Origin of the sequence: Streptomyces sp. NPDC088252 (assembly GCF_044740965.1) — a bacterium.
Lineage (GTDB): Bacteria > Actinomycetota > Actinomycetes > Streptomycetales > Streptomycetaceae > Streptomyces.
Map to the genome: position 1 here is coordinate 32,893 of NZ_JBIURS010000005.1, position 24,699 is coordinate 57,591.

General features: G+C 70.3%; 25 protein-coding genes. 11 read left to right on the forward strand and 14 right to left on the reverse strand.

Annotated features, from left to right (window positions below; genetic code table 11):
• The first annotated feature begins 3 nt into the window (after nt 1–3).
• On the forward strand, nt 4–738 hold the full coding sequence (gene recX, locus ACIOHC_RS12230) for a recombination regulator RecX (protein ID WP_389636971.1): 735 nt from the start codon (nt 4–6) through the stop codon (nt 736–738).
• A gap of 498 nt (nt 739–1,236) precedes the next feature.
• On the opposite strand, the gene ACIOHC_RS12235 is transcribed toward recX, so the two are convergent.
• From ACIOHC_RS12235 to ACIOHC_RS12245, 3 genes are all read right to left on the reverse strand, one after another.
• Nucleotides 1,237–2,832 (reverse strand): MFS transporter, encoded by a 1,596-nt coding sequence (locus ACIOHC_RS12235; RefSeq protein ID WP_351082716.1) that lies wholly within the window; start codon nt 2,830–2,832, stop codon nt 1,237–1,239.
• 176 nt (nt 2,833–3,008) lie between these two features.
• Nucleotides 3,009–3,488 (reverse strand): MarR family transcriptional regulator, encoded by a 480-nt coding sequence (locus tag ACIOHC_RS12240; protein WP_351082717.1) that lies wholly within the window; start codon nt 3,486–3,488, stop codon nt 3,009–3,011.
• A gap of 226 nt (nt 3,489–3,714) precedes the next feature.
• A complete protein-coding gene (locus ACIOHC_RS12245; RefSeq protein WP_351082719.1) occupies nt 3,715–5,169 on the reverse strand; it encodes an MFS transporter in 1,455 nt (484 codons plus the stop codon).
• A 161-nt stretch (nt 5,170–5,330) separates the two neighbouring features.
• Between ACIOHC_RS12245 and ACIOHC_RS12250 the strand changes: the two genes are divergently transcribed.
• Nucleotides 5,331–5,978 carry a TetR family transcriptional regulator gene (locus ACIOHC_RS12250; protein ID WP_351082720.1) on the forward strand — a complete coding sequence of 216 codons (648 nt, stop codon included), beginning with the start codon at nt 5,331–5,333 and terminating at the stop codon, nt 5,976–5,978.
• Nucleotides 5,979–6,073: 95 nt separating this feature from the next.
• On the opposite strand, the gene ACIOHC_RS12255 is transcribed toward ACIOHC_RS12250, so the two are convergent.
• The 9 genes from ACIOHC_RS12255 to ACIOHC_RS12295 form a co-directional block, all read right to left on the reverse strand.
• On the reverse strand, nt 6,074–6,712 hold the full coding sequence (locus ACIOHC_RS12255) for a hypothetical protein (protein ID WP_365691948.1): 639 nt from the start codon (nt 6,710–6,712) through the stop codon (nt 6,074–6,076).
• Nucleotides 6,713–7,108: 396 nt separating this feature from the next.
• A complete protein-coding gene (locus ACIOHC_RS12260; protein ID WP_365691947.1) occupies nt 7,109–7,516 on the reverse strand; it encodes a rhodanese-like domain-containing protein in 408 nt (135 codons plus the stop codon).
• Complete coding sequence (locus ACIOHC_RS12265) at nt 7,513–8,070, reverse strand: cysteine dioxygenase (RefSeq protein WP_351082727.1); 558 nt, start codon at nt 8,068–8,070, stop codon at nt 7,513–7,515. Before ACIOHC_RS12265 ends, ACIOHC_RS12260 begins: the two co-directional genes overlap by 4 nt.
• Before the next feature lie 72 nt (nt 8,071–8,142).
• On the reverse strand, nt 8,143–8,229 hold the full coding sequence (locus ACIOHC_RS12270) for a putative leader peptide (protein ID WP_311605579.1): 87 nt from the start codon (nt 8,227–8,229) through the stop codon (nt 8,143–8,145).
• A 32-nt stretch (nt 8,230–8,261) separates the two neighbouring features.
• Nucleotides 8,262–9,875 (reverse strand): FAD-dependent monooxygenase, encoded by a 1,614-nt coding sequence (locus tag ACIOHC_RS12275; RefSeq protein ID WP_401842660.1) that lies wholly within the window; start codon nt 9,873–9,875, stop codon nt 8,262–8,264.
• A 225-nt stretch (nt 9,876–10,100) separates the two neighbouring features.
• On the reverse strand, nt 10,101–11,012 hold the full coding sequence (locus ACIOHC_RS12280) for an amino acid ABC transporter permease (RefSeq protein ID WP_351082731.1): 912 nt from the start codon (nt 11,010–11,012) through the stop codon (nt 10,101–10,103).
• Nucleotides 11,009–11,674, reverse strand: a complete 666-nt coding sequence (locus ACIOHC_RS12285) for an amino acid ABC transporter permease (RefSeq protein WP_351082732.1) — start codon at nt 11,672–11,674, stop codon at nt 11,009–11,011. The genes ACIOHC_RS12280 and ACIOHC_RS12285 overlap by 4 nt, the downstream gene beginning before the upstream one ends.
• 75 nt (nt 11,675–11,749) lie before the next feature.
• On the reverse strand, nt 11,750–12,595 hold the full coding sequence (locus ACIOHC_RS12290; RefSeq protein WP_351082733.1) for a glutamate ABC transporter substrate-binding protein: 846 nt from the start codon (nt 12,593–12,595) through the stop codon (nt 11,750–11,752).
• 69 nt (nt 12,596–12,664) lie between these two features.
• Complete coding sequence (locus ACIOHC_RS12295) at nt 12,665–13,450, reverse strand: amino acid ABC transporter ATP-binding protein (RefSeq protein ID WP_351082735.1); 786 nt, start codon at nt 13,448–13,450, stop codon at nt 12,665–12,667.
• 349 nt (nt 13,451–13,799) lie between these two features.
• Between ACIOHC_RS12295 and ACIOHC_RS12300 the strand changes: the two genes are divergently transcribed.
• Together ACIOHC_RS12300 and ACIOHC_RS12305 are read left to right on the forward strand one after the other, a co-directional pair.
• Complete coding sequence (locus ACIOHC_RS12300) at nt 13,800–14,492, forward strand: response regulator transcription factor (RefSeq protein ID WP_351082737.1); 693 nt, start codon at nt 13,800–13,802, stop codon at nt 14,490–14,492.
• Between the two features lie 15 nt (nt 14,493–14,507).
• Nucleotides 14,508–15,902: a HAMP domain-containing sensor histidine kinase gene (locus tag ACIOHC_RS12305; protein WP_351082739.1), complete on the forward strand. Its 1,395-nt coding sequence runs from the start codon at nt 14,508–14,510 to the stop codon at nt 15,900–15,902.
• 76 nt (nt 15,903–15,978) lie between these two features.
• Here the strand turns inward: ACIOHC_RS12305 and ACIOHC_RS12310 are convergent, their stop codons facing one another.
• Complete coding sequence (locus tag ACIOHC_RS12310; RefSeq protein ID WP_351082741.1) at nt 15,979–16,977, reverse strand: TAXI family TRAP transporter solute-binding subunit; 999 nt, start codon at nt 16,975–16,977, stop codon at nt 15,979–15,981.
• Between the two features lie 195 nt (nt 16,978–17,172).
• Here ACIOHC_RS12310 and miaB point away from each other — a divergent pair, with 195 nt between their 5' ends.
• The gene (gene miaB / locus ACIOHC_RS12315) at nt 17,173–18,666 is read left to right on the forward strand and encodes a tRNA (N6-isopentenyl adenosine(37)-C2)-methylthiotransferase MiaB (protein WP_351082783.1); all 1,494 of its coding nucleotides are present in this window, start codon (nt 17,173–17,175) and stop codon (nt 18,664–18,666) included.
• A gap of 67 nt (nt 18,667–18,733) precedes the next feature.
• On the forward strand, nt 18,734–19,447 hold the full coding sequence (locus ACIOHC_RS12320; RefSeq protein ID WP_351082743.1) for a class III extradiol dioxygenase subunit B-like domain-containing protein: 714 nt from the start codon (nt 18,734–18,736) through the stop codon (nt 19,445–19,447).
• Between the two features lie 97 nt (nt 19,448–19,544).
• Here the strand turns inward: ACIOHC_RS12320 and ACIOHC_RS12325 are convergent, their stop codons facing one another.
• Nucleotides 19,545–19,820, reverse strand: a complete 276-nt coding sequence (locus ACIOHC_RS12325; RefSeq protein ID WP_389636966.1) for an antitoxin — start codon at nt 19,818–19,820, stop codon at nt 19,545–19,547.
• A 622-nt stretch (nt 19,821–20,442) separates the two neighbouring features.
• Between ACIOHC_RS12325 and ACIOHC_RS12330 the strand changes: the two genes are divergently transcribed.
• The 5 genes from ACIOHC_RS12330 to ACIOHC_RS12350 all read left to right on the forward strand — a co-directional run bounded on the left by ACIOHC_RS12330 (nt 20,443) and on the right by ACIOHC_RS12350 (nt 24,696).
• Entirely contained in the window at nt 20,443–20,637 is a 195-nt protein-coding gene (locus tag ACIOHC_RS12330; protein ID WP_351082747.1) for a hypothetical protein, read from the forward strand.
• 171 nt (nt 20,638–20,808) lie between these two features.
• Nucleotides 20,809–21,822, forward strand: coding sequence for a DUF6879 family protein (locus ACIOHC_RS12335; protein ID WP_351082749.1), 1,014 nt, complete (start codon nt 20,809–20,811; stop codon nt 21,820–21,822).
• 87 nt (nt 21,823–21,909) lie between these two features.
• The gene (locus ACIOHC_RS12340) at nt 21,910–22,179 is read left to right on the forward strand and encodes an acyl carrier protein (RefSeq protein ID WP_351082751.1); all 270 of its coding nucleotides are present in this window, start codon (nt 21,910–21,912) and stop codon (nt 22,177–22,179) included.
• A 37-nt stretch (nt 22,180–22,216) separates the two neighbouring features.
• Nucleotides 22,217–23,503 (forward strand): beta-ketoacyl-[acyl-carrier-protein] synthase family protein, encoded by a 1,287-nt coding sequence (locus ACIOHC_RS12345; RefSeq protein WP_351082753.1) that lies wholly within the window; start codon nt 22,217–22,219, stop codon nt 23,501–23,503.
• Nucleotides 23,500–24,696, forward strand: coding sequence for a beta-ketoacyl synthase N-terminal-like domain-containing protein (locus ACIOHC_RS12350; protein WP_351082755.1), 1,197 nt, complete (start codon nt 23,500–23,502; stop codon nt 24,694–24,696). The genes ACIOHC_RS12345 and ACIOHC_RS12350 overlap by 4 nt, the downstream gene beginning before the upstream one ends.
• Nucleotides 24,697–24,699: the final 3 nt, after the last annotated feature.

Consider the following 24,699-nt stretch of genomic DNA (forward strand, 5'->3'; position numbering starts at 1 on the left):
ACCGTGACGCGTCGTACGGAATGGCCGGTCAGCGCCCATGACCATGGCGCCGGTACCGGTTCCGAATTCGCCGTCACGAGACACACGGCCGAGTCCGAAGGCGGGTACGAGCCGGAGGCCGGTCCAGCCCGTGGCACCGGCTCGGACGCCGGATTCGGTGAGGGGGCGGGGCATCGTGCCCGCTCCCGCTCCAGGAGCAGCGGCTCCCCTTCCTCGTCGAGGGCCGAGAAGGGGGAGCCGCGAGACCCGGTCGAACAGGCGCGCAACATCTGTCTGCGGCTGCTCACCGGGACGCCACGCACCCGAAAGCAACTCGCGGATGCCTTGCGCAAGCGGGAGATCCCGGATGAGGCGGCCGAAGAAGTGCTGTCGCGCTTCGAGGATGTCGGGTTGATCGACGATGCCGCTTTCGCGGACGCCTGGGTGGAGTCCCGCCATCACGGACGAGGGCTGGCGCGCCGCGCGCTCGTCCGTGAACTGCGTACCAAGGGGGTGGACTCCGCCGTCATCGACGAGGCGGTCGGACAGCTCGACTCCGAGCAGGAGGAGGAGACGGCCCGTGAGCTGGTCGCGCGCAAGCTGCGCTCCACTCGCGGCCTGGACCGGGACAAGCGGCTGCGCCGACTCGCGGGCATGCTCGCCCGCAAGGGATACGGGGAAGGCATGGCCCTGCGCGTGGTGCGGCAGGCGCTGGCGGAGGAGGGCGAGGACACCGAGGGCTTGGACGAGCCCTTCTGAACGGCGGCCCGTACCGCGCGATGAACGTGCGGGAACCATGACACGGGGCGGACGGGGCGGACGGGGTAAGTGGATCGTCCGGGTTCCTTCATGCCGACGAGGCGCGGGCGGGGGACAGCGGTGGGCGCATTGCCGGGCACGGCCAGTCGTGCAGGACCGGGGCCTGGGACCGGCGTGCGGGATCAGGGTCTGTCGTGTGGGACCGGAGCCTGTTGTTACGGGGATCGAGGTCGGTCGTACGGTTGTGGAGTTCGGCGTTGTGCATCCGCTCCCTCTCCGGCCCGCGGCTGAACCCGGGGCGGACGGCCCGGCGGCCGGCCCTGCGGGGTCGGGGACGGGGGCGTGACCGGACGATGGACGCAGTGTTCGCGGGAAGCGGCCCGCGCCGACCGCGTACGACAGGGCCCTTCGGCGTCGATCTCGGGAGCGGCAGGCGGATGAGGCGGTGGGAGACGGCCCGTGTCCGCTCCGGCCGGGGCGGACACGGGCCATCGGTGTTCAGTGCCGCGCGGACGCCGGGGCGCGCCGGAGGCCGACCGCCGCGACGACGGCGCCCAGCAGGCAGAGCACCCCGGTGACGGTGACGGCCGTGTGCACACCGTTCATGAAGGCCTGGCCACTGCCTTCCACGACGGCCGCCCGGAGCCCGGCCGACATGTCGGGCGAGACCGGCGCGACCCCCATCGCCACCGCGTCCTTGGCCTCCGCCATCCCGGCAGCCACCTCCGCCGGCACACCCGCCCCGGTCAACTCGCCGCTCAGTGTCGAGCCGACCCGGCTGCTGATCAGCGAGACCAGTACGGACGTGCCCAGTGCGCCACCGATCTGCAGAGCGGTGGCCTGGATGCCGCCCGCCACGCCGCCGTCCTCGACGGGTGCCTGGCCGACGATGGCGTCGGAGGAGGCGGACAGCACCATGCCGACGCCGAGGCCGAGCGCGACGAACGGCGGCCACATGGTGGCGTAGGAGGAGCCGGTGTCCCAGGTGAGCATGCCGAATGCGGCCGCGGCCTGGAGCAGCATGCCCAGCGGCATGGAGAGACGGGGTCCGAAGCGGGCGGTCAGGGCCGCACCCAGGGGAGAGGCCACCAGGGAGGCGAGGCTGAGCGGCAGCGTGCGCACACCGGCCTCGACGGGAGTGAAGCCCCGCACGTTCTGCAGGTACAGCATCACGAAGAAGATCAGGCCGAGCATCACGAAGAAGTTCAGCGCGGTGATGACCGTACCGGTGGTCAGCGCTCGGTTGCGGAACAGCCGCATCGGCAGCAGCGGGTGCTCGACCCGGTTCTCGTACCGGCCGAAGGCGGCCAGGATCAGCAAGCCCGCCGCGACGGACCCCAGAGTGCCCGCCGAGGACCAGCCCCAGGTCTCACCCTTGACGACGCCGAAGACCACGCACAGCAGCCCGAGCGCCAGCAGCACGACGCCGGGGACGTCGAAGCGGTGCCGGCGGCCGGTCGCGTTCTTGCTCTGCGGCAGCACAGCGGCGCTGACCAGGAGCGCGATCACGCCGATGGGGGCGTTGATGTAGAAGACGGATTCCCAGTCGATGTGCTCGATCAGCAGGCCGCCGACGATCGGGCCGAGCGCGGTCGAGACCGCCGAGACCATGGCCCAGATGCCCACGGCCATGCCGAACCTCCGCGGCGGGAAGACCGCGCGCAGCAGGCCGAGTGTGTTGGGCATCAGCAGGCCTCCGAAGAAGCCCTGTGCCGCACGGAAGGCGATGACGCCCTCGATCGAGCCCGACAGGCCGATGGCGACCGACGCGAGGGTGAACCCGACGACGCCGACCAGGTAGTAGGTGCGCCGTCCGAAGCGGTCGCCGAGCTTGCCGCCCAGGATCAGCGAGGCCGCCAGAGCGAGCAGATAGGCGTTGGTCACCCACTGCAGGTCGGCGGTCGACGCCTTGAGCGCGCGGCCGATCTCGGGGTTGGCGATCGCCACGACGGACGCGTCGAGCTGGACCATGAAGAGGCCGAAAGCGACCGCCAGGAGGGTCGGCCAGGGGTTGGAGCGTCTGCCCCGGCGCGGGCTCGCGTCCGGCGGTGACACGGCGGGCAGGGATGAGTGATCCACGGTGGTGGACGGCATGGAGGTGCCTTGTCTGTCGGGAGTGCTACGGGAATCAGAGCGGGAACAGAGAGCGCCGGGCCCCGGCCGCCGGTGCGTCCGGATTCGGACCTGTCTCCGGGCACAGGAGATTCCCGCGGGCACGGAGAAGGCCGTGCGCACGATCGGTCGTGTCCCCGATGGGGAATCGCGGGGGGCTACTCGGCGGCGGGCACGGGGCGCAGAAGGCACGTGAGCGATGTCAGCGCACCGACGGCCGACCCGAGAGCGTCCATCTCACCGTCGGTGAGGGACCGGAGGGCATGGGCGAGATGTGCGCCCTCAAGGCGTCGGACCTCGGCCAGCTCCCGCCGGGCCCTGGGGGTCGGATACAGGTGGGCGATCCGCTTGTCGCCGGTGTCCTGTCGGCGCTCCAGCAGTCCCTGCTCGGTGAGCTGGGAGACGAGCGCGCTGACGTTGTTCGGCCGCATCAGCAGCGCGTCGGCGGCCTCGCGCACGGTGGCGCCCTCCTGCTGCGACACGAAGCGCAGCAGCGCGAGCTGTCCCTCGGGCGGCTTGGGCCGCTCGAAGTCCTGGGCGATCCGCCGGTCGAGAGCCCGGTTCAGCGCGGGCAGGCACGCCGCGAGCGCAGAGGCCACACGGTCGAGATCCTGGACGGACGCGCGGGAAGCGGACATGGTCCGACATATTAATCTGAAGATATAGCTATGTCAAAGGATGTATCGGGGGGTGCCTGCGTGTGCGGTGCACCCGTGCCGACGGACGGGGTCCTGCTCCCGTGCCCGGTACGCCGCCCACGGAGGCTCACCGGCCGGCGTACCGGGTGGCGCCGGGCGGCTTCCGCCGGCCCCGCGGCGGGGGCCGGCGGGGTCGACGGAAGCCGCTGAGGGGCTGACGCCCGGATCAGACTTCGGCCGTGGCCTGCTCGGGTGCGGCGGCCCTGTTCCCGCCGTCGGTGCTCGACATGGCGCGGGCGGCCGGGATGACACTCGCGAAGACTGCGGCGACCAGTGCGATGCCGCAGCCGATGATCAGGCCCGTGCGGAAGCCGTTCTCGGAGGTGAAGGTGTGACCGCCCATGGTGACCGTCAGCTGGGAAAGGACCACGCCCATCACGGCGGCGCCGACCGAGGTGCCCAGTGAACGCATGAGGGTGTTGAACCCGTTGGCGGCGGCAGTCTCGGAGAGCGGCACCGAGCTCATGATCAGTGCGGGCATCGAACCGTAGGCGAGGCCCACTCCGCTGTTGATGACCATGAGGGCCAGCATGAGGCCCCACGCGGAGCCCATGAGCATCAGTGACAGGCCGTACCCGACGGCCAGCACCAGGACACCGCAGATCAGGGTGAACTTCGGGCCGCGGGCGTCGGTGAGCTTCCCGCCGAACGGCGAGACGATCATCATCATGACGCCGCCGGGCGCCATCCACAGGCCGGCGGCGAGCATCGACTGGCCCAGGCCGTAGCCGGTGGCCTCCGGGAACTGGAGCAGCTGCGGCACGACCAGCATGCTCGCGTACATCCCGAAGCCGACGAAGATCGAGGCGACATTGGTGAGCAGCACCCGGGGGCGGGCCGTGGTGCGCAGGTCGATCAGCGGCTCCCGAGTGCGCAGTTCCCAGGCGCCCCAGGCCAGCAGGATCACGACGGCGGCGGCGAACAGTCCGAGGGTGGTCGCCGAACCCCAGCCCCAGTTGGCGCCCTTCGACACGGCTAGCAGCAGGCAGATCAGTCCCGCGCCGAGGCCGACCGCGCCGAGGGCGTCGAAGCGCTGGCCCTTGGCGCCGGGCGGGACATCGGGGATGAGGAACCAGATCGCCGCGGCGATCAGCGCGGCCAGGACGGTGGACCCCCAGAACAGCGCGCGCCAGTTGGCGTACTGGGCGACCGCCGCGGCGATCGGCAGGCCGAGCCCGCCCCCGATGCCCATGGAGGCGCTCACCAGCGCGATGGAGGAGCTGAGCTTCTCCGCCGGGACCACGTCGCGCAGCAGGGCGATGCCCAGGGGCACCATGCCCATGCCCATGCCTTGCAGCCCGCGCCCGATGATCATGGGCACGACGGAGGAGGCGAGGGCGCAGACCAGTGAGCCGGCCACGAGCGGTACGGAGCACGCGAGAAGCATGCGGCGCTTGCCGATCAGGTCGCCGAGGCGCCCGGAGATCGGTACGCAGATCGCCCCTGCCAGCAGGGTGACGGTGATCACCCATGCCGCGTTCGACGGGGTGGTGTGCAGGATCTCGGGCAGCTCCGCGATGAGCGGCGTGACCAGCGTCTGCATGATCGCGGCAGTGATGCCGGCGAGGGCCAGCGTGGCGACCACACCGCCGGTGCGGGCCGTGGGCTGGGGGGCGTCCATTCGGGACTCCAGAAGGTGAGGGGGCCGCCGGGCATCTTTCGCTCGCCCGGAGCCATAAGTAAACATCTGCTTACATAGACGCTAGGGCAGGTGCGGGAGCTAGGTCAACATCTGTTTACCCACGGCGTGGGCGGTACCGTTCGAGCAGAGAGAGGACAGCCATGAAAGCCAGCAGTTCCCAGGCAGGTCCCGCGCCCCTGACGCCGACGGACAACAGCCCGCCGCCATCCCGGCGGGGTGCCGCTGCCAGGACCCGTGGGCTTCTGCTCGACTCGGCCCGCCGCCGCTTCGCGTACGACGGGTACGCGGCCACCACCGTGCGTGACATCGCCGATGACGCCGGCGTCAACGTCGCGCTCATCAACCGCTACTTCCGGTCCAAGGAAGGCCTCTTCGAAGCCTGTCTGAAGGCGGTCATCGACGAACTCGTCCACGCGGCCCGCACGGTGGCCGACCTGGAACAGATCCCGGAGATCATCGTCAGCCACACCGCGGGCGTGCTCGCCGTGGACGGTCCCAGGGACGCCCTTCTCCTGCTGCTGCGCTCCTCCGGCGACGAGCGCACCGAGCAGATGCGCACCGGCCTGTTGCGCACATTCAGCGAACGGCTCGCCGCGGCGGCCGGTTGGCGGCCGGACGACCCCACCGGCGACCAACTGCTCCTGCGCGCCCAACTCGTGCTGTCCGTGGCCTTCGGTATCACGGTGCTGCGCGCCTCTCCGGGGCTGGAGCCGCTCGGATCGGCCACCGAGCAGGACCTCACCGGTCCGCTGCGCGATCTGGTCGAAGCGCTGCTCACCCGCCACTGAGACGAGGCGTCGCGGCCGGTCACCGGCCGCGCCCCCGCCCTCGCACGCCCTCGTCGATCGCGGGACCCGGCGGTGCGTGGCTGTCGTGGGGCGGGTCACTGCCCGGCGCGGGCGGCGCGTTCGATGGTGGCATCGATCAGGGCGAGCGCCTCGTCGGCCGTACGTCCGGGCTGCCGGTTCCACAGCCCGATCAGCCCGGTCCAGCCCCGTGAGCGGAGCTCGGCGACGAGCCAGGCGCCGGCCCGGTCCACGGTGTCGAGGGAGCCGTAACCCAGGCGGTGTGCGGTCAGCATGGCCCCGCAGACGCACCGGGCGCCGCGGGCGTTGCGGAGTCGGTACGGGGTGTTCTGCCAGCCCCACTCGGTCAGGATCCGCCGTGCGTGGGCGAGGTGGGTGGAGGGCCGCACCTCGGGCTGCCCGACGCGCCGCCAGGAGTGGAGCCGGTCGGGGAGGATCGCGCCCAGCCGACCGGGAAGGGGCCGTTCGCGCGGTGCGGCGGCAGGCAGAGCACGCACGGATTCGGCGATGAGCTGATCGACGGGTACGGACAGCAGGTCGCGCCAGTCGGCGGGTTGACGGCCCGGCAGCTGATCCGCGGTGCCGGGGGAGACGGGGCGTACGGGTTCGGCGGCGGTGAGATCCCAACCGGTGACGATCTGCTGCCATGCACCGGTGTCGTGCAGGCGGGCGACCCGGTCGTCGAGCCGGTCGGGAGTCAGGGTGGGCATCGGCATGGGTGCGAGCTCTCCGTCACGTCGGTCCTTGGCGTTGAGCCGAATGTCCGTCGGTTACGGGGATCGCTCCACCGGAGCGTGGCGTTCGGGTGTGTCGCCGCGGGTTCGGGGACCGGCGAGCGGCGCGAAGGGCGGCGCGGCACGGTGCCGGGGCATGCGAGCCCGGCATATCCGGACGAGAGGCACCGGCCGGCGCGAAGGGCGGCGGGGAGCGGTTCCGCACCGCACGGAGCCCGGAGTCACCGGGAACACGGAGCGGGGGACCTGCCGACCGGCTGTATGACCGCCCGCGGAGCGGGCGAGCGCCCCGGATCAGGAGGGCGAGTCCCGGTCCGGGCACGTACGGATCCGGAGAGGGCACCTCCGAGGTGGGACGTCCCGCCCCGGACCCCTCCCTCACGCCTCGACGGGAAGTCCCGCCGCGCGCCACGCCTGGAATCCGCCGATCAGATCCGTCGCCCGGTGCAGTCCCAACTGACGCAGGGACGCCACGGCCAGGCTCGACGCGTAGCCCTCGTTGCAGACGACCACGATGCGCAGATCGTGGCTCACCGCCTCCGGAGCCCGATGGCTGCCCTGTGGATCGAGGCGCCACTCCAGTTCATTGCGCTCGACGACGAGCGCCCCCGGAATGAGTCCGTCCCGTTCTCGCAGCTCCGCGTAGCGTATGTCCACGAGCAGCGCACCGTCCGCGGCGGCGGCGGTCGCCTCCTGAGGTCCGACCCGGACGAACCCCGCCCGGACCCGTTCCAGCAGTTCGTCGATCCCCACCGGTCCCGGACCGCTCCCACGGTTGTCGCTCACTGCCAGTCCTCCGGGCGTTCGACCTGTTCGAGGCGGAGCACCGCACCGGTACGGCTGTAGCGCCGGATCCGAGGCAGCGGCGGGTAGTACGCGTGGACGGATACGGCGTGCTCGGTGCCGGACTCGTTCAGCACCTCGTGGACGTGGTGGCGGCCGAACGCCCTGCCCTGCCCGGTGGCCAAGTGCCGGGAACGGTCGATGCCTTCGGTGAGTTCGAGGGTCTTCCAGCCGTCGGTGGGCAGCCGGGCGGCGAGCGACAGCTCCTTGAGGGCGCCGGCCGCGGTGGTGAAGGCGCCGATCGAGTCGGCGTGGTCGTGCCAGCCGGTGCCGCTGCCGGGCGGCCAGCCGATCAGCCAGACCTCGCTGCCGCCGGGCCCTTCGAGCGGGATCCAGGTGCGGCCCTCGGGATCGAGCGGGAGCGCGGCGACGATCTCGGTGTCGGCGGCGACGCGGCGGACGAATTCGAGCAGCTCCGCGGCCGACGGGCCGGAGCCACGAGCGCGTCCGGATGCGGGTGCGGGCGTGCGTACAGAGGGTGACGAAGGGGCAGACACAGAGACCGTCCTGGGAGTTCGCGCGGATGCCCGGCCGTACGGTGGAGCGCACGGCGGGGCAGGGAGAGCGATTCAGCAGGACGGGCGACACACGCAGCCCGCATAGCGGACGAGGTCCATATGGACCCTCCGCCACAGGCGCACATCGGTGTCGGTCACGTTCCGGAGTACACCATGCGCGCCCGCGACGGTCAATTGATGCCCGCAGTCTGGTCCGGGCGTACGGAGCCGCGCGCCGGTCCGCCGCGCACCGTGTCCGCCGCCGCGAAGAGCTCCCGGGGCCGGACCCCGCCGAACGACGCCACGAGATGACCGTCCGGCCTGATCAGCAGCACGGTGTGGGCCGCCGCCCCCGGATAGCTCTCGGTCACCAGCAGTTCGCCCTTCACCGGCATCGCGTCGACGGCCGCGACCAGACGGGGCATGACACCCGCGCTCATCCAGTGACGCCGGTCCCACACCCCCGTGCCGGGCGCCACCAGGACCACCAGCAGGTGCCCCTGCCCCAGCCGCTCGCGCAACCGCACGGTCGTGCCGTCGGGTGCGGTCACCCGTACATCGGCGACCGGCGCACCAGGGGGCGTATCCACGGACGTGTGCGCCTCGGCGCGTGGGGGCGCAAGGGGCGAGTGCGAGTACGAGGGGGGCGCACCGAGCGGGCCCCGGCCCAGATGTCCGTCGGTGAGCAGCGAGTCGTGCCCCCGTGCGCTCCCCGGGACCAGGGTCCGCAGACCGCCGCCGCCGCGCAGTATCGGCAGCGACTGGTCCGCGGCGCGCAGCCGCGCGGCGACGGCCGCCCGGCGCTCCGCCTGGTAACTGTCCAGCAGTACGTCCGAGGCGCCGTGGTGCCAGGCCTGGCCCAGCTTCCAGGCCAGGTTCTCGGCGTCCCGCAGTCCTTCGTCGAGCCCCTGGGTGCCCAGGGCGCCCAGCAGATGGGCGGCGTCCCCGGCCAGGAAGGCCCGGTCGACCCGCCAGCGCAGGGCGAGCCGGTGGTGCAGCGTGTACACGCCCGTGTCCAGCAGTTCGTACGGCGGTGTCTCGCCGCACCAGCCCGCCAGGGTGTCCCGGATCCGGGTGATCAGGGCATCCGGAGTGACGAGCTCGCCGCGCGGCGGCAGCAGCCAGTCCAGCCGCCAGGCACCGTCCGGCAGCGGTCGTGCGGTCACCTCGGCGCCCCCGGTGCGCCAGGGCGGCAGCCGGTGCAGCACGGCCTGCCCCGGCCAGGGAAGCTCGGTGCGCAGTGCCGCGACGGCATGCCGCTCCACCGCCGTCCTGCCGGGGAAGCGGATGTCGAGGAGCTTGCGCACGGTGGACCTGGCACCGTCGCAGCCCACCAGGTAACTCCCGTGCCACCAGGTCGCGTTCGGCTCCCTGGTGCGGACCGTGACCCCGGTCGCGTCCTGCTCCAGCGTGTCGATCCGGCTGTACGGGGCAACCCGCACCAGCTCCTGTGCGGCCACCGCGTCCCGCAGCCCGCGCGTCAGGACGTGCTGCGGCAGATGGATGGGGGCCAGCAACGGATCTCCCTCGGGAGAGTCCTCGCCGAGTTGCAGCTCGCGCACCAACTGCCTGCGCCGCACGGACCGCCAGCCGGACCACCGGATGCTCTCGTGGTGGAGCGCCTTGCAGCCGAGCCGCTCCACCAGGGCCGCGGTGTCCTCGCGCAGCACCACCGTGCGGGCCGGACGCGTCTCGTCCTTGGCCGGGTCCTCGTCGAGAAGGACGGAGGGAACGCCCTGTGTCGCGAGGGCGAGCGACAGCGTCAGGCCGACGGGCCCGGCGCCGACGACGATCACCGGGTCCACGGGGCGGCTCCTCGGATCCGTGCGAACGACGCCGAGGACGCGGACGAAGGGAGCCGGCGGCTCGAAAGAGGGGTGGGCGGCGGAGGAAGTGTGGCGGCGGGGGCAGGGGGCGCGATCACAGAACGTATGCAACCTACTGCCGGTGCCTGCGTCAAGCGACACCGGAAGGCGGCGAGGGGCGGTGGCGGATGTGCCACCGCCCCTCGGGCGCAGATCGACGAGCCGTCAGACGGCGCGTCCGTCATCTATGACGAGCGACGGCGTACCGATGGTCTCCGGTGCGCCCCCGGGCGCGGTGCCGGCCGGGGAACCCTTGCTCTTCCTGCTGCGCCGGAGCCACCGCTCCAGCCAGCTCGCGAACGACGTGAGCGCGAAGTTCAGCATGAGGAAGATCAGAGCCACGATGGTGAAGCACGCGATGGTGTTCGCGCCGTAGTTCGCACTCATCGGACGGATCGAGGCCAGCAGCTCGGGGAAGGTCATCATGGCGCCACCGAGCGCGGTGTCCTTCACGATGACCACGAGCTGGCTGACGATCGCCGGCAGCATGGCCGTCACCGCCTGCGGCAGCAGCACGGACAGCATGATCTGGCTCTTGCGCATGCCGAGCGCCTTGGCCGCCTCCGCCTGGCCCTTCGGCAGGGACTCGATTCCGGCCCGCACGATCTCGGCGAGCACCGAGAAGTTGTACAGCACCAGTCCGGTCACCACGGCGTACAGCGGACGCACATCGGTGTCGATGGTGGTGTACTCCGCGTACACCGCGTTCGCGGTGATCATCAGGATCAGTACCGGGACGGCGCGGAAGAGCTCCACGACGAAGCCCGCCGGCATCCGCACCCAGCGGTGGTCCGAGAGCCTGCCGATCCCGAACAGGGCGCCCAGTGGCAGTGCGATGATCAGGGCGAAGAACGCTGCCTTGAGCGTGTTCTGGAGGCCCGGCCAGATGTACGTCTCCCAGGGCTGGGAGCTGGTGAAGAAGGGCTTCCACTTGATCCAGTCGAGCTGGTGCTTGGAAGCGAGGCCGTCGTAGACCCACCACACCACCGCCGCGGCGCACAGGACGAACAGCACCGTGTACAGGATGTTGCGCCGCTTGGCGCGCGGTCCCTGGGCGTCGTAGAGGACGGAACTCATCGCTTCACCGCCACCTTCTTGCTCACCCAGCCGAGGATCAGGCCGGTCGGGAGGGTCAGAACGACGAATCCGAACGCGAAGACGGCGGAGATGAGCATCAGTTGGGCCTCGGCCTCGATCATGTCCTTCATCAGGTACGAGGCTTCGGCGACGCCGATCGCGGAGGCGACCGTGGTGTTCTTCGTCAACGCGATCAGCACGTTGGACAACGGGTTTACCACCGCACGGAACGCCTGCGGGAGGACGACCAGCCGCAGTACCTGTGTGAAGCTCAGCCCGAGCGCACGCGCCGCCTCCGCCTGGCCGACCGGGACGGTGTTGATGCCGGAGCGCAGTGCCTCGCACACGAAGGCGGCGGTGTAGGCGACCAGGGCGAGCACCGCCAGCCGGAAGTTGATGTCAGCGAAATCGCTGGCACCGAGGCTGACGCTCAGAGTCTGGAACAGACCCAGCGACGAGAACACCATGATCACGGTCAGCGGAATGCTCCGGACCACGTTCACGTACGCGGTGGAGAAGCCGCGCATCAGGGGGACCGGGCTGACCTTCATGCCGGCCAGTAGCGTTCCCCATATGAGGGAGCCGAGGGCGGAGTAGACGGTGAGCTGCACCGTCACCCAGAAGGCCCCCAGCAGGTCGTAACCTTCAAGAAAGTCGAACACGATCTCCCGCGCTTCCGCGTGTCGGAGGGCACGGCGCGCCGCCGCTCAAGGACGGCGCGCCCGGTCAGCCCTGCTTCACTTGACGACGTTGCCGATCTTCGGGGCGGGCTCGTACTTGTAGTTCGCCGGGCCGAAGTTGGCCTTCACGGCCTTGTCCCAGGAACCGTCCGAGACCATCTTGGTGAGCGCGTCGTCGATCTTCTTCTTGAGATCGGCGTCACCCTTCTTCAGGCCGATGCCGTAGTTCTCGTTGGTCATCTTGAAGCCGGCCAGCTTGAACTTGCCCTGGAACTCCTTCTGCGCCGCGAAGCCGGCCAGGATGGAGTCGTCGGTGGTCAGCGCGTCGACGGCCTTGTTCTCCAGGCCTGTCAGACACTCCGAGTAGCCGCCGTACTCCAGGAGCTGCGCCTTCGGCGCCAGCTTGTCATGGACGTTCTTCGCCGAGGTCGACCCGGCGACCGAACACAGCTTCTTGTTGTTCAGGTCCTCCGGCGACTTGAACGAGTTGTCGTCGGCACGGACGAGGATGTCCTGGTGCGCCAGCAGGTACGGGCCCGCGAAGTCGACCTTCTGCAGCCGCTCGTCGTTGATCGAGTAGGAGGCGGCGATGAACTTCACGTCACCGCGCTCGATCGCCGTCTCGCGGTCGGCGCTCTTGGTCTCCTTGAAGACGATGTCCTTGGCGTCGTAGCCGAGTTCCTTGGCGACGTACGTGGCGACATCGACGTCGAAGCCGGTGTACTTGCCATCGGGGGTCTTCAGGCCGATGCCCGGCTGGTCGATCTTGATGCCGATGGTGATCTTCTTGCCGCCGCCCGCACTGTCCGAGCCGCCGTCCTTCTTGTCGGAACCACAGGCGGTGGCGGTCAGGGCGAGGGCGAGCACGGCGGCCGAGGCGGCGGTGACCTTACGAAGCTGCATGATGAATTTCCCTAGAGTTGACGCGATGTGAGTGATCAGCCGGTGCGGGAACCGGTGGTGAAGGCTCCATCAGTGGTGAAGGATCTTCGACAGGAAGTCCTTGGCCCGGTCACTGCGCGGGTTGCTGAAGAACTGGTCGGGCGTGGCTTCTTCGACGATCTTTCCGTCCGCCATGAAGACGACGCGGTTCGCGGCCGAGCGCGCGAAGCCCATCTCATGGGTGACGACGACCATCGTCATGCCGTCCCGGGCGAGCTGCTGCATGACGTCCAGCACTTCGTTGATCATCTCCGGGTCGAGCGCGGAGGTCGGCTCGTCGAAGAGGATCACCTTCGGGTCCATCGCCAACGCCCGCGCGATGGCCACGCGTTGCTGCTGACCGCCGGAGAGCTGGGCGGGGTACTTGTCGGCCTGCGTGGCCACGCCCACGCGGTCCAGCAGCGAGCGGGCCTTGTCCTCGGCCGCCTTCTTGTCCGTCCTGCGGACCTTGAGCTGGCCCAGCATCACGTTTTCGAGCACCGTCTTGTGCGCGAAGAGATTGAACGACTGGAAGACCATGCCGACATCGGCGCGCAGCCTGGCCAGCTCCCTGCCCTCCTCGGGCAGCGGCTTGCCGTCGATCGAGATGTCGCCCGAGTCGATCGTCTCCAAGCGGTTGATCGTGCGGCACAGCGTGGACTTCCCGGACCCGGAGGGCCCGATGACGACCACGACCTCGCCACGGGCGATGGTCAGGTCGATGTCCTGGAGCACATGCAGCGCGCCGAAGTGCTTGTTGACGTTGCTCAGTACGACAAGGTCGTTCGCCGCGGGTGCGGCGTCCTCGGCGCCCTTGGTCACTGAAACTCCGCTCATCGGCTTCTTGCTCCGTCCTCCTCGGTTGGGAAGGACCCTAGGACGCGGTGAGATCAGCGTCATCACATCTGAGCGAGAATTGAGGATAACGATCCGGCGGCACTCGGACACACCGTGTGAACAGGGCGACAGGCGGTGCGCCCCGGGCGTACCGGGTGCATAACGGATGGCTCGATGCGAGGGGCGGGCCCTTGACTGACGTACCGGTCATCGGAGTGGATGCCCTGGTACGCCATGACGTGAAACACCTCGGTACGGGGAAGTGACGAGAGGTGTACGAAGGCGTACAGGAGACCGCACCGGCACCCCGTCCACGGGAACCGGCATCGAACCATCGGAAGGGGGGGGCATGAGACTGCTGCTCGTCGAGGACGACAACCATGTGGCGGCCGCCCTCTCCGCGGTCCTCACCCGGCACGGCTTCCGGGTCGTGCATGCCCGTAGCGGCGAGGAGGCGCTGCAGGCGCTGCTGCCCGCGGACACGGAGCCCTTCGGCGTCGTGCTCCTCGACCTCGGCCTGCCCGACCAGGACGGCTACGAGGTGTGCGGGAAGATCCGCAAGCGCACCTCCACCCCGGTGATCATGGTGACCGCGCGTGCCGATGTCCGGTCGCGGATCCACGGCCTCAATCTCGGGGCCGACGACTACGTGGTCAAGCCGTACGACACCGGCGAGCTCCTCGCCCGCATCCATGCCGTCAGCCGCCGCAAACCGGCCGGCGAGGACACCGTGCCCACACCCGTCGCAGCCCTTCGGCTCGGGCACGTCCGGATCGAGCTGCCGACCCGGCGAGTCAGTGTCGACGGCTGCGAAGTCCAGCTCACCCGCAAGGAGTTCGACCTGCTCGCGCTGCTCGCCCAGCGCCCCGGGGTGGTCTTCCGCCGGGAGCAGATCATCAGTGAGGTGTGGCGCACGAGCTGGGAGGGAACGGGGCGCACCCTCGAAGTGCACGTCGCGTCCCTGCGTTCCAAACTGCGGCTGCCCGCACTGATCGAGACGGTGCGCGGGGTCGGCTACCGCCTCGTCGCCCCGTCCGCGTAGAGGCGTACGTCCCAGGTGCGCACCCGGCTGCTACCCCTGCTCATCATCCTCATGGCGAGCGTGCTGCTCGCCCTCGGCTTCCCGCTGGCCGTCAGCGTGGCCGGTGCTCAGCAGCAGCGCGTCGTCATCGACCGCATCGACGACACGGCACGCTTCGCCGCGCTCGCCCAGTTCATCGCCGAACGGACCCCCGGCTACGACGAGCGCCGCCGCATCCTGCGCAGCGAACTGGACACCTACGCCTCGGTGTACGGCATCCGCGCCGGTGTCTTCTACCGGGACGACAGCGCCATGGCGAAGGCCCCGGCCACCTGGCAGCTGCCGATCGAGGGGGAGGGGAGGGAGGCCTTCAAGGAGGCGCTCCTCGGGCGTCGCAGCCACGATCCGCCGCAGGTCTGGCCCTGGCAGCGGGGCAGGGTCGTCGTCGCCTCGCCCGTCGTGCGGGACGGCGATGTGGTCGCCGTCGTGGTCATCGACTCGCCCACCACCGAGATGCGCACGCGCGCGCTGCGCGGCTGGCTGCTCATCGCGGCCGGCGAAGTGGTAGCGATGCTGGTGGCGGTCGGCGCCGCGATCCGGCTCACCGGCTGGGTGCTGCTGCCCGTACGGACCCTGGACGCGGCCACCCACGACATCGCCAGTGGCCGGATGCGATCCCGGGTCGCGGCCTCCGGAGGGCCGCCGGAACTCAGGCGCCTGGCCCGCTCGTTCAACGAGATGGCCGACAATGTCGAGAACGTGCTGGAGCAGCAGCGCGCCTTTGTCGCCGACGCCTCGCACCAGCTGCGCAACCCCCTGGCCGCCCTGCTGCTCCGCATCGAGCTCCTCGCGCTCGAACTCCCCGAGGGCAACGAGGAGATCGCCTCCGTGCGCACGGAGGGCAAGCGCCTCGCACAGGTCCTGGACGACCTGCTCGATCTGGCGCTGGCCGAGCACGCGGGGGCCGACCTGCAGCTCACGGACATAGGTGCCCTCACCGCGGAACGCGTCGCCTCCTGGCGGCCGGTGGCCGAGGAGAGGGGGGTGGCGCTCAGGGCGGACGGTTCAGCCGCCGTGACGGCCTGGGCGGACCCCATCGCGCTGTCGAGCGCCCTCGACGCCATCATCGACAACGCCCTGAAGTTCACCCCGGCCGACGAGGAGGTCCGCGTCACGGTCGCCTCCGGCCGCGACGACGTCACGGTCGTCGTCGCCGACCGCGGACCGGGCCTCACCGCACAGGAGATGGAACGCGTCGGCGACCGCTTCTGGCGCAGCACCCGGCACCAGAACGTGCAGGGTTCCGGCCTCGGGCTCTCCATCGCCCAGGCCCTCCTGGCCGCCGGGGGCGGCTCCCTGCGCTATGCCGCCCATGAGCCGCACGGGCTGCGGGTGACGGTGTCGGTGCCGCGCGACAACCTGCAGGGCTGAGGGTCTGTCGGGCGACCTGAGACCGAAGGTCACCCGACAGGCCCTGAGCGGGGCGGGCAGGGGAGCGGCACGACGATCAGGGCTTGACCGACCGGTAGTAGCGCCTGGCCCCTTCGTGCAGCGGCAGCGGATCGGTGTAGATCGCCGTACGCAGATCCACCAGCTGGGCGGCGTGCACCTCGCGCCCGATCCGGTCCCGGCTGTCGATCACGGTCCGGGTGAACGCCTCGGTCATCGCCGCATCCGTACGGTCCGTGGTCACCAGCACATTGGCGACCGCCACCGTCGGCACCGCCTGCCCCTGCTGGGCGTTGCGGTAGGCGTCGGCGGGCATCACGGCCGAGCGGTAGTAACGGGCGGAGCCGCCCACGGACTGGAGCTCCTTGATCAGCGGGGCCTCCAGCGGCACCAGCCGGATCGCGAACCGGTCCGACAGTTCCTGCACGGCGGAGGTGGGCAGTCCGCCGGACCAGAAGAAGGCATCGATCCGGCCGTTCTCCAGCTCCTTCGGCATGGTGTCGATGCCGTTGGGGACCGGCGTCACATCGGCGGTGGGATCGAGACCCGCGGCCGTCATCAGCCGGTCGGCGACCAGTCGCACGCCCGATCCCGGCTGGCCCACCCCGACGCGCTTGCCGAGCAGGTCCGAGACCTTCCGTACCTCCGAGTCCCGGGGCACCACCAGCTGGATGTAGTCGTCGTACAACCGCACACAGCCCCGCAGCCGTTCGGCTCCGGGACCGCCGCTGCGCAGATAGGTGGCGAGGGCGTCGGTGGTGGCGATGGTGAAGTCGGCCTTGCCGGTCGCCACCCGGGCGATGTTCTGCTGCGAACCCTCACTGGTCTGCAGTTGTATCGACACCTTCGGCAGATCCTTGGCCAGATCCCCCCGGAGCCGCTCGCCGTAGCGCTGGTAGACGCCGCTGCGCACGCCGGTGCTGAAGGTCAGCGTGCCGCTCGGCGCCGGTTTCCCGAGCGGGAGCAGCCACCACAGCAGCAGCCCGAGCACGACGACGAGGGCCGCGCACGCCTGGAGGGTGCGCCGCCGGCCGATACGGGACAGTGCCTGGAGCATGGCGGCGATCCTGCCAGCCCGTCCCGGCGATGACCAGGGCCGGGCGCCGGGGCGCCGGCCGGTGGGGCGTCCATCGTCGCGGCCCGGCCGGAGCCCTTACGGCCTGGTGCACGATGGCGAGCGGGCTCCACTCTCCATCGTCCACCAGACCGTTACCCTGGACGGGTGAGCGGCAACGACGTGGCTGGTGGAGTAGTGGACGGTTTGAAAACGTACGAGGTGCGCACCTACGGGTGCCAGATGAACGTCCACGACTCCGAGCGGCTGTCGGGGCTGCTGGAGGACGCGGGTTACGTACGTGCCGCCGAGGGCTCCGACGGCGACGCCGACGTCGTCGTCTTCAACACCTGCGCGGTCCGGGAGAACGCCGACAACAAGCTCTACGGCAACCTCGGCCGGCTCGCCCCGATGAAGACCAGGCGCCCCGGCATGCAGATCGCCGTCGGCGGCTGCCTGGCCCAGAAGGACCGCGACACCATCGTCCGTCGGGCCCCCTGGGTGGACGTCGTCTTCGGCACGCACAACATCGGCAAGCTGCCGGTGCTGCTGGAGCGCGCCCGTATCCAGGAGGAGGCGCAGATCGAGATCGCCGAATCCCTGGAGGCCTTCCCCTCCACGCTCCCCACCCGCCGCGAGTCCGCCTACGCGGCGTGGGTCTCCATCTCCGTCGGCTGCAACAACACCTGCACCTTCTGCATCGTCCCGGCGCTGCGCGGCAAGGAGAAGGACCGCCGCACCGGCGACATCCTCGCCGAGATCGAGGCACTGGTCGCCGAGGGCGTCTCGGAGATCACCCTGCTCGGCCAGAACGTGAACGCCTACGGCTCCGACATCGGCGACCGGGAGGCCTTCTCCAAGCTGCTGCGCGCCTGCGGGAGGATCGAGGGCCTGGAGCGGGTCCGTTTCACCTCGCCGCATCCCCGCGACTTCACGGACGACGTGATCGCGGCGATGGCCGAGACCCCCAACGTGATGCCTCAGCTGCACATGCCGATGCAGTCGGGTTCGGACACGATCCTCAAGGCGATGCGGCGCTCGTACCGCCAGGAGCGTTTCCTCGGCATCATCGAGAAGGTGCGCGCCGCGATGCCGGACGCCGCCATCTCCACCGACATCATCGTGGGCTTCCCCGGCGAGACCGAGGAAGACTTCGAGCAGACCATGCACGCGGTCCGCGAGGCGCGCTTCGCCAACGCCTTCACCTTCCAGTACTCCAAGCGCCCCGGAACCCCGGCCGCCGAGATGGACGGGCAGATTCCCAAGGAGGTCGTCCAGGAGCGGTACATGCGCCTGTCCGCCCTCCAGGAGGAGATCTCCTGGGAGGAGAACAAGAAGCAGGTCGGCCGGACGCTGGAGATCATGGTCGCGGAGGGCGAGGGCCGCAAGGACGGCGCCACCCACCGCCTCTCCGGCCGTGCCCCCGACAATCGCCTGGTCCACTTCACCAAGCCGGACGAGGACGTACGGCCGGGCGACGTGGTGACCGTCGAGATCACCTACGCCGCCCCGCACCACCTGCTCGCCGAGGGTGCTCCGGTGGGCGTGCGGCGGACCCGCGCAGGGGACGCCTGGGAGAAGCGCACCGCCACCGAGGCCGCCAAGCCGGCCGGAGTGATGCTGGGGCTTCCGGGTATCGGCGCCCCGGCGCCGCTGCCGGAAGCGGCCGCCCCCGGCTGCGGCTGCGACTGACGCCGGAGCGGGCGCGCGGCGGCGGTGGCCGACGGCGGCGTCGTGCCCACGCAGTACGCTGCCCACCATGCTTGTCGCCGCCGCTGTCTGCCCCTGTCCGCCGCTGCTGGTGCCCGAGGTTGCGGCCGGTGCCGCCCCCGAGCTCGACACCCTGCGGGACGCCTGCGCCGATGCCCTCGGCGTACTGGCCGCCGCCCGGCCGGATCTGCTGATCGTGATCGGGACCGCGGACCACGAGGGCCGTGGCCCGCACCCCGAAGGGGCCACCGGCACCTTCCAGGGCTTCGGCGTGGATCTCGGCGTACGGCTCGGGCGTGACCGCGGACCTGTGGCGGACCGGCCGCTTCCGCCGTCCCTGGCCGTCGGTGCCTGGCTGCTCGCCCGCGCGGGCTGGGCCGCCGCGCCGGTCGAGGGGCTCGCCGTGGGGGCGCCGCTCGAAACCGAACGCTGCATGAGCACCGGACGGGACCTCGCCGCCAGGGCGGACCGGTTGGCACTGCTGGTGATGGGCGACGGCAGCGCCTGCCGCACGCTCAAGGCCCCCGGCTACCTGGACGACCGCGCCGAGGCGTTCGACGCGGCGGCCGCCCGCGCGCTGGCCGCGGCGGATCCAGGGGCGCTGTCAGGGCTGGACGCGTCGCTGGCGTACGAACTGAAGGCGGCGGGCCGGGCGCCGTGGCAGGTGCTCGCGGGCGCGGCCGAGGGGACGGGCCTGGGCGGGCGGCTGCTGTACGAGGACGCCCCGTACGGCGTCGGCTACCTGGTGGCGGCCTGGTCCTGAGTCCCTGCCCCACCCCGGCGCAGGCGCCTGACGGCGGCCGCGCGGCGTTGTCGCCGTACGGCCGCCGGTCGGTGCCGAGCGGTTGAACGGCCGCTGTTCAGGAAGCGGGCGGTGTACCCGGCGGCGTACCGCCCTCGTCGTGTTTGGGCGTTCCGCCCTCGTCGTGTCTGTGGGACAGGCGCTCGACCGCTTCCCTGGCCTTCCTCGTGCCGGACTCGATCTTGTCGCTGTACTTGCCCTTGGTCTTTTGGTCGACCGTCCGTGCGGCTTTTTCGAGCCCGTGGTCGATCTTCTCCCCGTGCTGCTGCGCGAGATCGCCGACCTTGTCCTTGGCGGGGCTCAGCTTGGCCTTCAGATTGTCCAGGAAGCCCATCGGACACCTTCCCTGCTGGGGGACTACGGTCGGGCGTCCTCTCCGGCCGCGCTGCCGACCGCTCGTCGGGCGGTCCTGCACAAACGACAAACCATGAAAAACGCCCTTATTCACCTACGAATTCTACTGGCATGGGCGTGGATCCGCGTGGGCCGGAACGTGCCGGCTCCCTGTCTCGCGCATGCCCCGGGGCCGGCACGGCAAGCGGCTCCTCGTCCGGGTACCGCTTTCCGGCTCGCGTCGGCTCCCGCGCCGGCCGGCCGTGTCCGCCGCGCCCGAAAGAAGGGGTGGCCGGCCGGGCTGGCATCATGCTGCACGTCGAGGGGGCCGGGGCGGGATGCACCGCCCGATCGCTCATGGCCGTCACGGCTCGACCGGGCGGTGCGGGAGGGTGTGAAAGGGCGCAACTCCCACCTCGGAGGCGGGCGAGTTCCCTCGCAGGGTCGTCCGGATGAGAAGTGGGAGTCACAATTCCGCTGTCAGTACCTTGTCAGCGCAGTTCCCTGCCGGTGAATCCGCTGGTCTCCGGTGGAGGGTTTCGGCGAGGATTCCATCACCGGCCGACGCGAGTCGGACGAGGGAATCGACAAGGAATCAATACTCCCGGGGGGGCGTACGTTTCATGGGCAAGATGCAGGTGCGTGCTGTTGTTGTCACACTGGCCTTCTTCGCTGCCGCTTTCGGTGCCGCCGGCACCGTCGGCGCGGCTGCGGCCGACCGATCGAATGCGTTGTCCGCGGTGGTTTCGGTGACAACTCCGCAGGACCCCATCTGGGGAGTGGAGCCGACCGACCCTCAGGACCCGATCTGGGGATGACATTCGCATCGTGAGACATGAATAGATGCAGGGTTGCGCAACTGTGCAGCCCTGCACCCATGTCATCTCTGTGCTACCGTGCGGTTCATACGTATGTTCGTTGCTAAATCCTTTCGAATTCTTCATGATGCTTCATGCTTCGTGGAGATCGGCGAAGGGTGGGGGACGTACATGCTTGAACCGTTGGGGATCGGGCCCCGCGCGGCCGAGGTCTATCGAGCCGTACTCGGACGGCCGAATTCCGATGTGGAGAGCCTCGCCGAGGCACTGGGCTGGAATGTGGAGCAGGTCCGTTCCGCGCTCGACGAATGTGTGCGCCTCTTACTTGTGAAGCCTGCGTGGGACTCGCCCGGAAGGGTCAGACCGGTCAGTCCCGAAGTCGGCCTGCAGGCGCTTCTCGCGCGTCAGGAGAGTGAACTCCTGGAGCGGCAGCGGAAAATATCCGAGACGCGGGTCGAAGTTGCTCGTTTCATCGACGAGTACACCGAAGTACAGCAGAAATTACGGAGTTTCCTTGTGGAGCGACTCACAGGGATCGAGGAAATCCGTTCCCGTATCGAGGAACTCACCCAGGACTGCTCCTCCGAACTGCTCACCTTCGCGGCCGGAGGCCGGCAGGCGGAGGCCAGCCGGCAGGCCAGTCGCCCCTTGCTGGAGGATCTGGCCGCGCGTGGTGTCGTCATGCGCAGCATCTATCTGGACAGCGTCCACAACGACCCCGCCACCGTGGAGCACCTGCGCTGGTTGCACACCCATGGCGATCAGGTGCGCACCACTCCCTCGCTGCCGTCGCGCATGCTCCTGTTCGACCGCACTCACGTGGTCCTGCCCATCGATCCGGACGACTCCGCTTCCGGCGCGCTCGTGCTGAGCGGTGCGGGCGTCATCACGGCGCTGTGCGAACTCTTCGACCGGATCTGGGACAGCGCCGTCCCGTTCAGCGGCTACCGGCCGCCGTCGCGCGAGCCGGGGAACGAGAGTCTCTCCGTGCAGGAGCAGGCCGTGCTGCGGTTGCTCAGCGAGGGGCTCACCGACGAGGTCGTGGCCCGCAAGCTGGGCATCTCCGTGCGCACCGGGCGTCGTATCACCGCCGATCTCATGGGGCGGCTCGGCGCGCGCAGCCGTTTCCAGGCGGGCCTGCGAGCCGTGCAGCTGGGCTGGCTGGAGGGGCCAGAAACCGTATAGGGCGCGTATAGCCGCCGATCCCACCCTCGACTCATCACATGGATGGCGGAGTCGCCTGACTCCGGTTCCGATCCCGAGGGAGTCGAGATGACCAACGCGAACGTGACGACCGGACTTGACGCTGCCCGCAAGCAGGAGATCAAGGAGATCGTCTGCGACATTCTTGAGATCGACGAGGACGAGGTCACCGAGACCAGCCTCTTCAAGGAGGAGCACGACGCGGACTCGCTCCGCGCCATCGAGATTCTCGCCGCTCTTGAGCGCACCCAGAAGGTGACCATCGACCAGGCGGAGCTGAGCCGGATGGTCAACCTGGAGGGTGTGTACGTCGTGGTGTCCGAAGCCGCCCGTAACTGATCTGCCGTCCCGATCGCCAGCAGATGGGTGAGCTTCGATGAACGCTTCGATCAAGACAGACGCGCGAGGTCACGGCGGACACGACGGTCCTTTCACCGAGACCGCAGGACGACGGGTGGTCATCACCGGACTCGGTGTGGTCACCAGCATCGGGATCGGTGTCGAGGCCTTCACCGCCGGCCTTCGCGAGGGACGCAGTGGCGTCAAGCCGATCACCGCGTTCGACACGACCGGGTTCGCCCATGCCAACGGCTGCGAGGTCACCGACTTCGAGCCGGAGCGCTGGATCGTCGGGCAGCCCGTGGAAGAGCTGGGCCGGGCCGGCCAGTTCTCGGTGGCGGCCGCCCGCATGGCGGTCGAGGACGCGGGGCTGAGCGCGCAGGACGTGCGGGCCCGCCGCTCCCTGGTGTCCGTCGGCACCACGGACGGTGAGTCCCGCGACCTCGACCAGCTCGTCGCCACGGGCCTGGAGGGCGGGCCCGAGGAGTACGACCCGGTCGTCGCCCGGCGCTTCTCCGCCGGACGGCTGTCCGCGGGCATCGTGCGCGAGCTGCAGCTGGAGGACGTGGAGGCCGTGACGATCCCGACCGCGTGCGCGGCCGGCAACTACGCGGTCGGATACGGCTACGACGCGCTGCGCAGCGGGGACGTGGACATCGCCCTGTGCGGCGGCGCCGACGCGGCCTGCCGCAAGACGTTCACCGGGTTCTACCGGCTCGGCACCATCGCCCCCGAGGTGTGCCGGCCATTCGACAAGGACCGGGAGGGCATCCTCACCGGCGAGGGAGCGGGCATCCTCCTCATGGAGAGTCTCGACTCGGCACTGGCGCGCGGTGCCCGCATCTACGCAGAGGTCCTCGGGTACGGGCTCGCCTGCGACGCCCTGCATCCCGTCGCCCCGGACCGGGACAGCATCGCGCGGACCATCCGGATCGCCCACCGGAACGCGGGCATCACGCCGGACCAGGTCGATTTCGTGTCCGCGCACGGCACCGGCACCAAGGCCAACGACATCACCGAGGCCGGTGCCATCCGGCAGGTGTTCGGCGCGGACACCATGCCCCGCACCGTGTCCATCAAGTCGATGATCGGCCACAGCATGGGCGCGGCCAGCGCCGTCTCCGCCGCAGCCTGCGCGCTCGCCCTGACGGAGGGGTTCATCCCGCCGACGGTCAATCACCGGGAGACCGATCCGGAGTGCGGCGTCGACTGCGTACCCAACGAGGCGGTCGAGGCGGAGCTGTCCGTCGTGCAGAACAACGCGCTCGCCTTCGGCGGCAACAACGCGGTCCTGGTCCTCGGGGCCCACCGGAGCGCGTCATGAGCTGGATCGTGACCGGTATGGGCGCCGTCGCCAGCATCGGCGGCAGCGTCGAGGAGATCTTCGGTTCGCTGGTCGCGGGCCGCAGCGGGCTCGCCCCGCTGCGCGGCTACGACCCCGCCAACTTCCGTGCGCGGGTGGCCTACGAGATCGACGACCGGCCCGCGCCGGGCGTCGACGAGCCGCTGCGCGCCACCCGGTGGCTGGAGCGGGCCGTCGCACAGGCGGCGGCGGACGCCGGACTCGGCGACGACCTGTCCGGGGTGCCGGTCCTGATCGGCACCACCCTGCGCGAACTGCGCTCGGTGGAACTGTCCTGGCGCGACGACGTGCCCTTCGACGTACGGGACCTGCACTTCGGAACGGCCCTGCGCAGGCGTTTCGGCGCGGACGACACCCACACCGTCGCCAACGCCTGCTCCGCCTCGCTGTACGCGCTCGGCCTCGGCGCCGACCTGCTCGACCTGGGAGCCGCGGACACCGTCGTCGTCGCCGGGGTCGACACCATCACCGAGAGCACCTACGGCCTGCTCGACCGCTGCTACCCCGAACCCCCCGACCGGGTCCGGCCGTTCGACCGGGCCCGGCGCGGCATGCTGCAGGGCGAGGGTGCGGTGGCCGTGGTGCTGCGCAGGGAGGCGGACGGGCCCGGAGCGGGCGCCCGGGTCCACGCGCGGGTGCGGGGCGTCGCCGTCAACTGCGATGCCCACCACCCGTCCGCGCCCGACGCGAAGAACATCGCCGCGGCCGTCCACGAGGCGCACGAGCGGGCCGGGGTACGGCCCGCCGACATCGATCTCGTGATGCTGCACGGCACCGGCACACCGCTCAACGACGAGGCCGAGTCCACGGCCCTGAACACCGTGTTCGCCGGCCTCGACCCGACCCCGTACATGACGGCCATCAAGTCGATGACCGGACACACCGCAGGGGCCTCCGGACTGCACAGCCTGGTCGCCGCCGTGGACGCGATGCGCACGGGGACCGTCCCGCCGACGGTGTACCTCGACGACCCCGTGGACGCCGTGGCCGGATTCCGGCTGGTCCGGGGCCGTGCCGAGCGGCCCGGACAGCCGCTGAGGCTCGCGCAGATCGACTCGTTCGGATTCGGCGGGCTCAACGCGGTCGCGGTCGTGGAACGGGTCGACGGACACCCGGCCTGCCTCGGGGAACCGGACGAAGGAGCGGGCCAGTGAGCA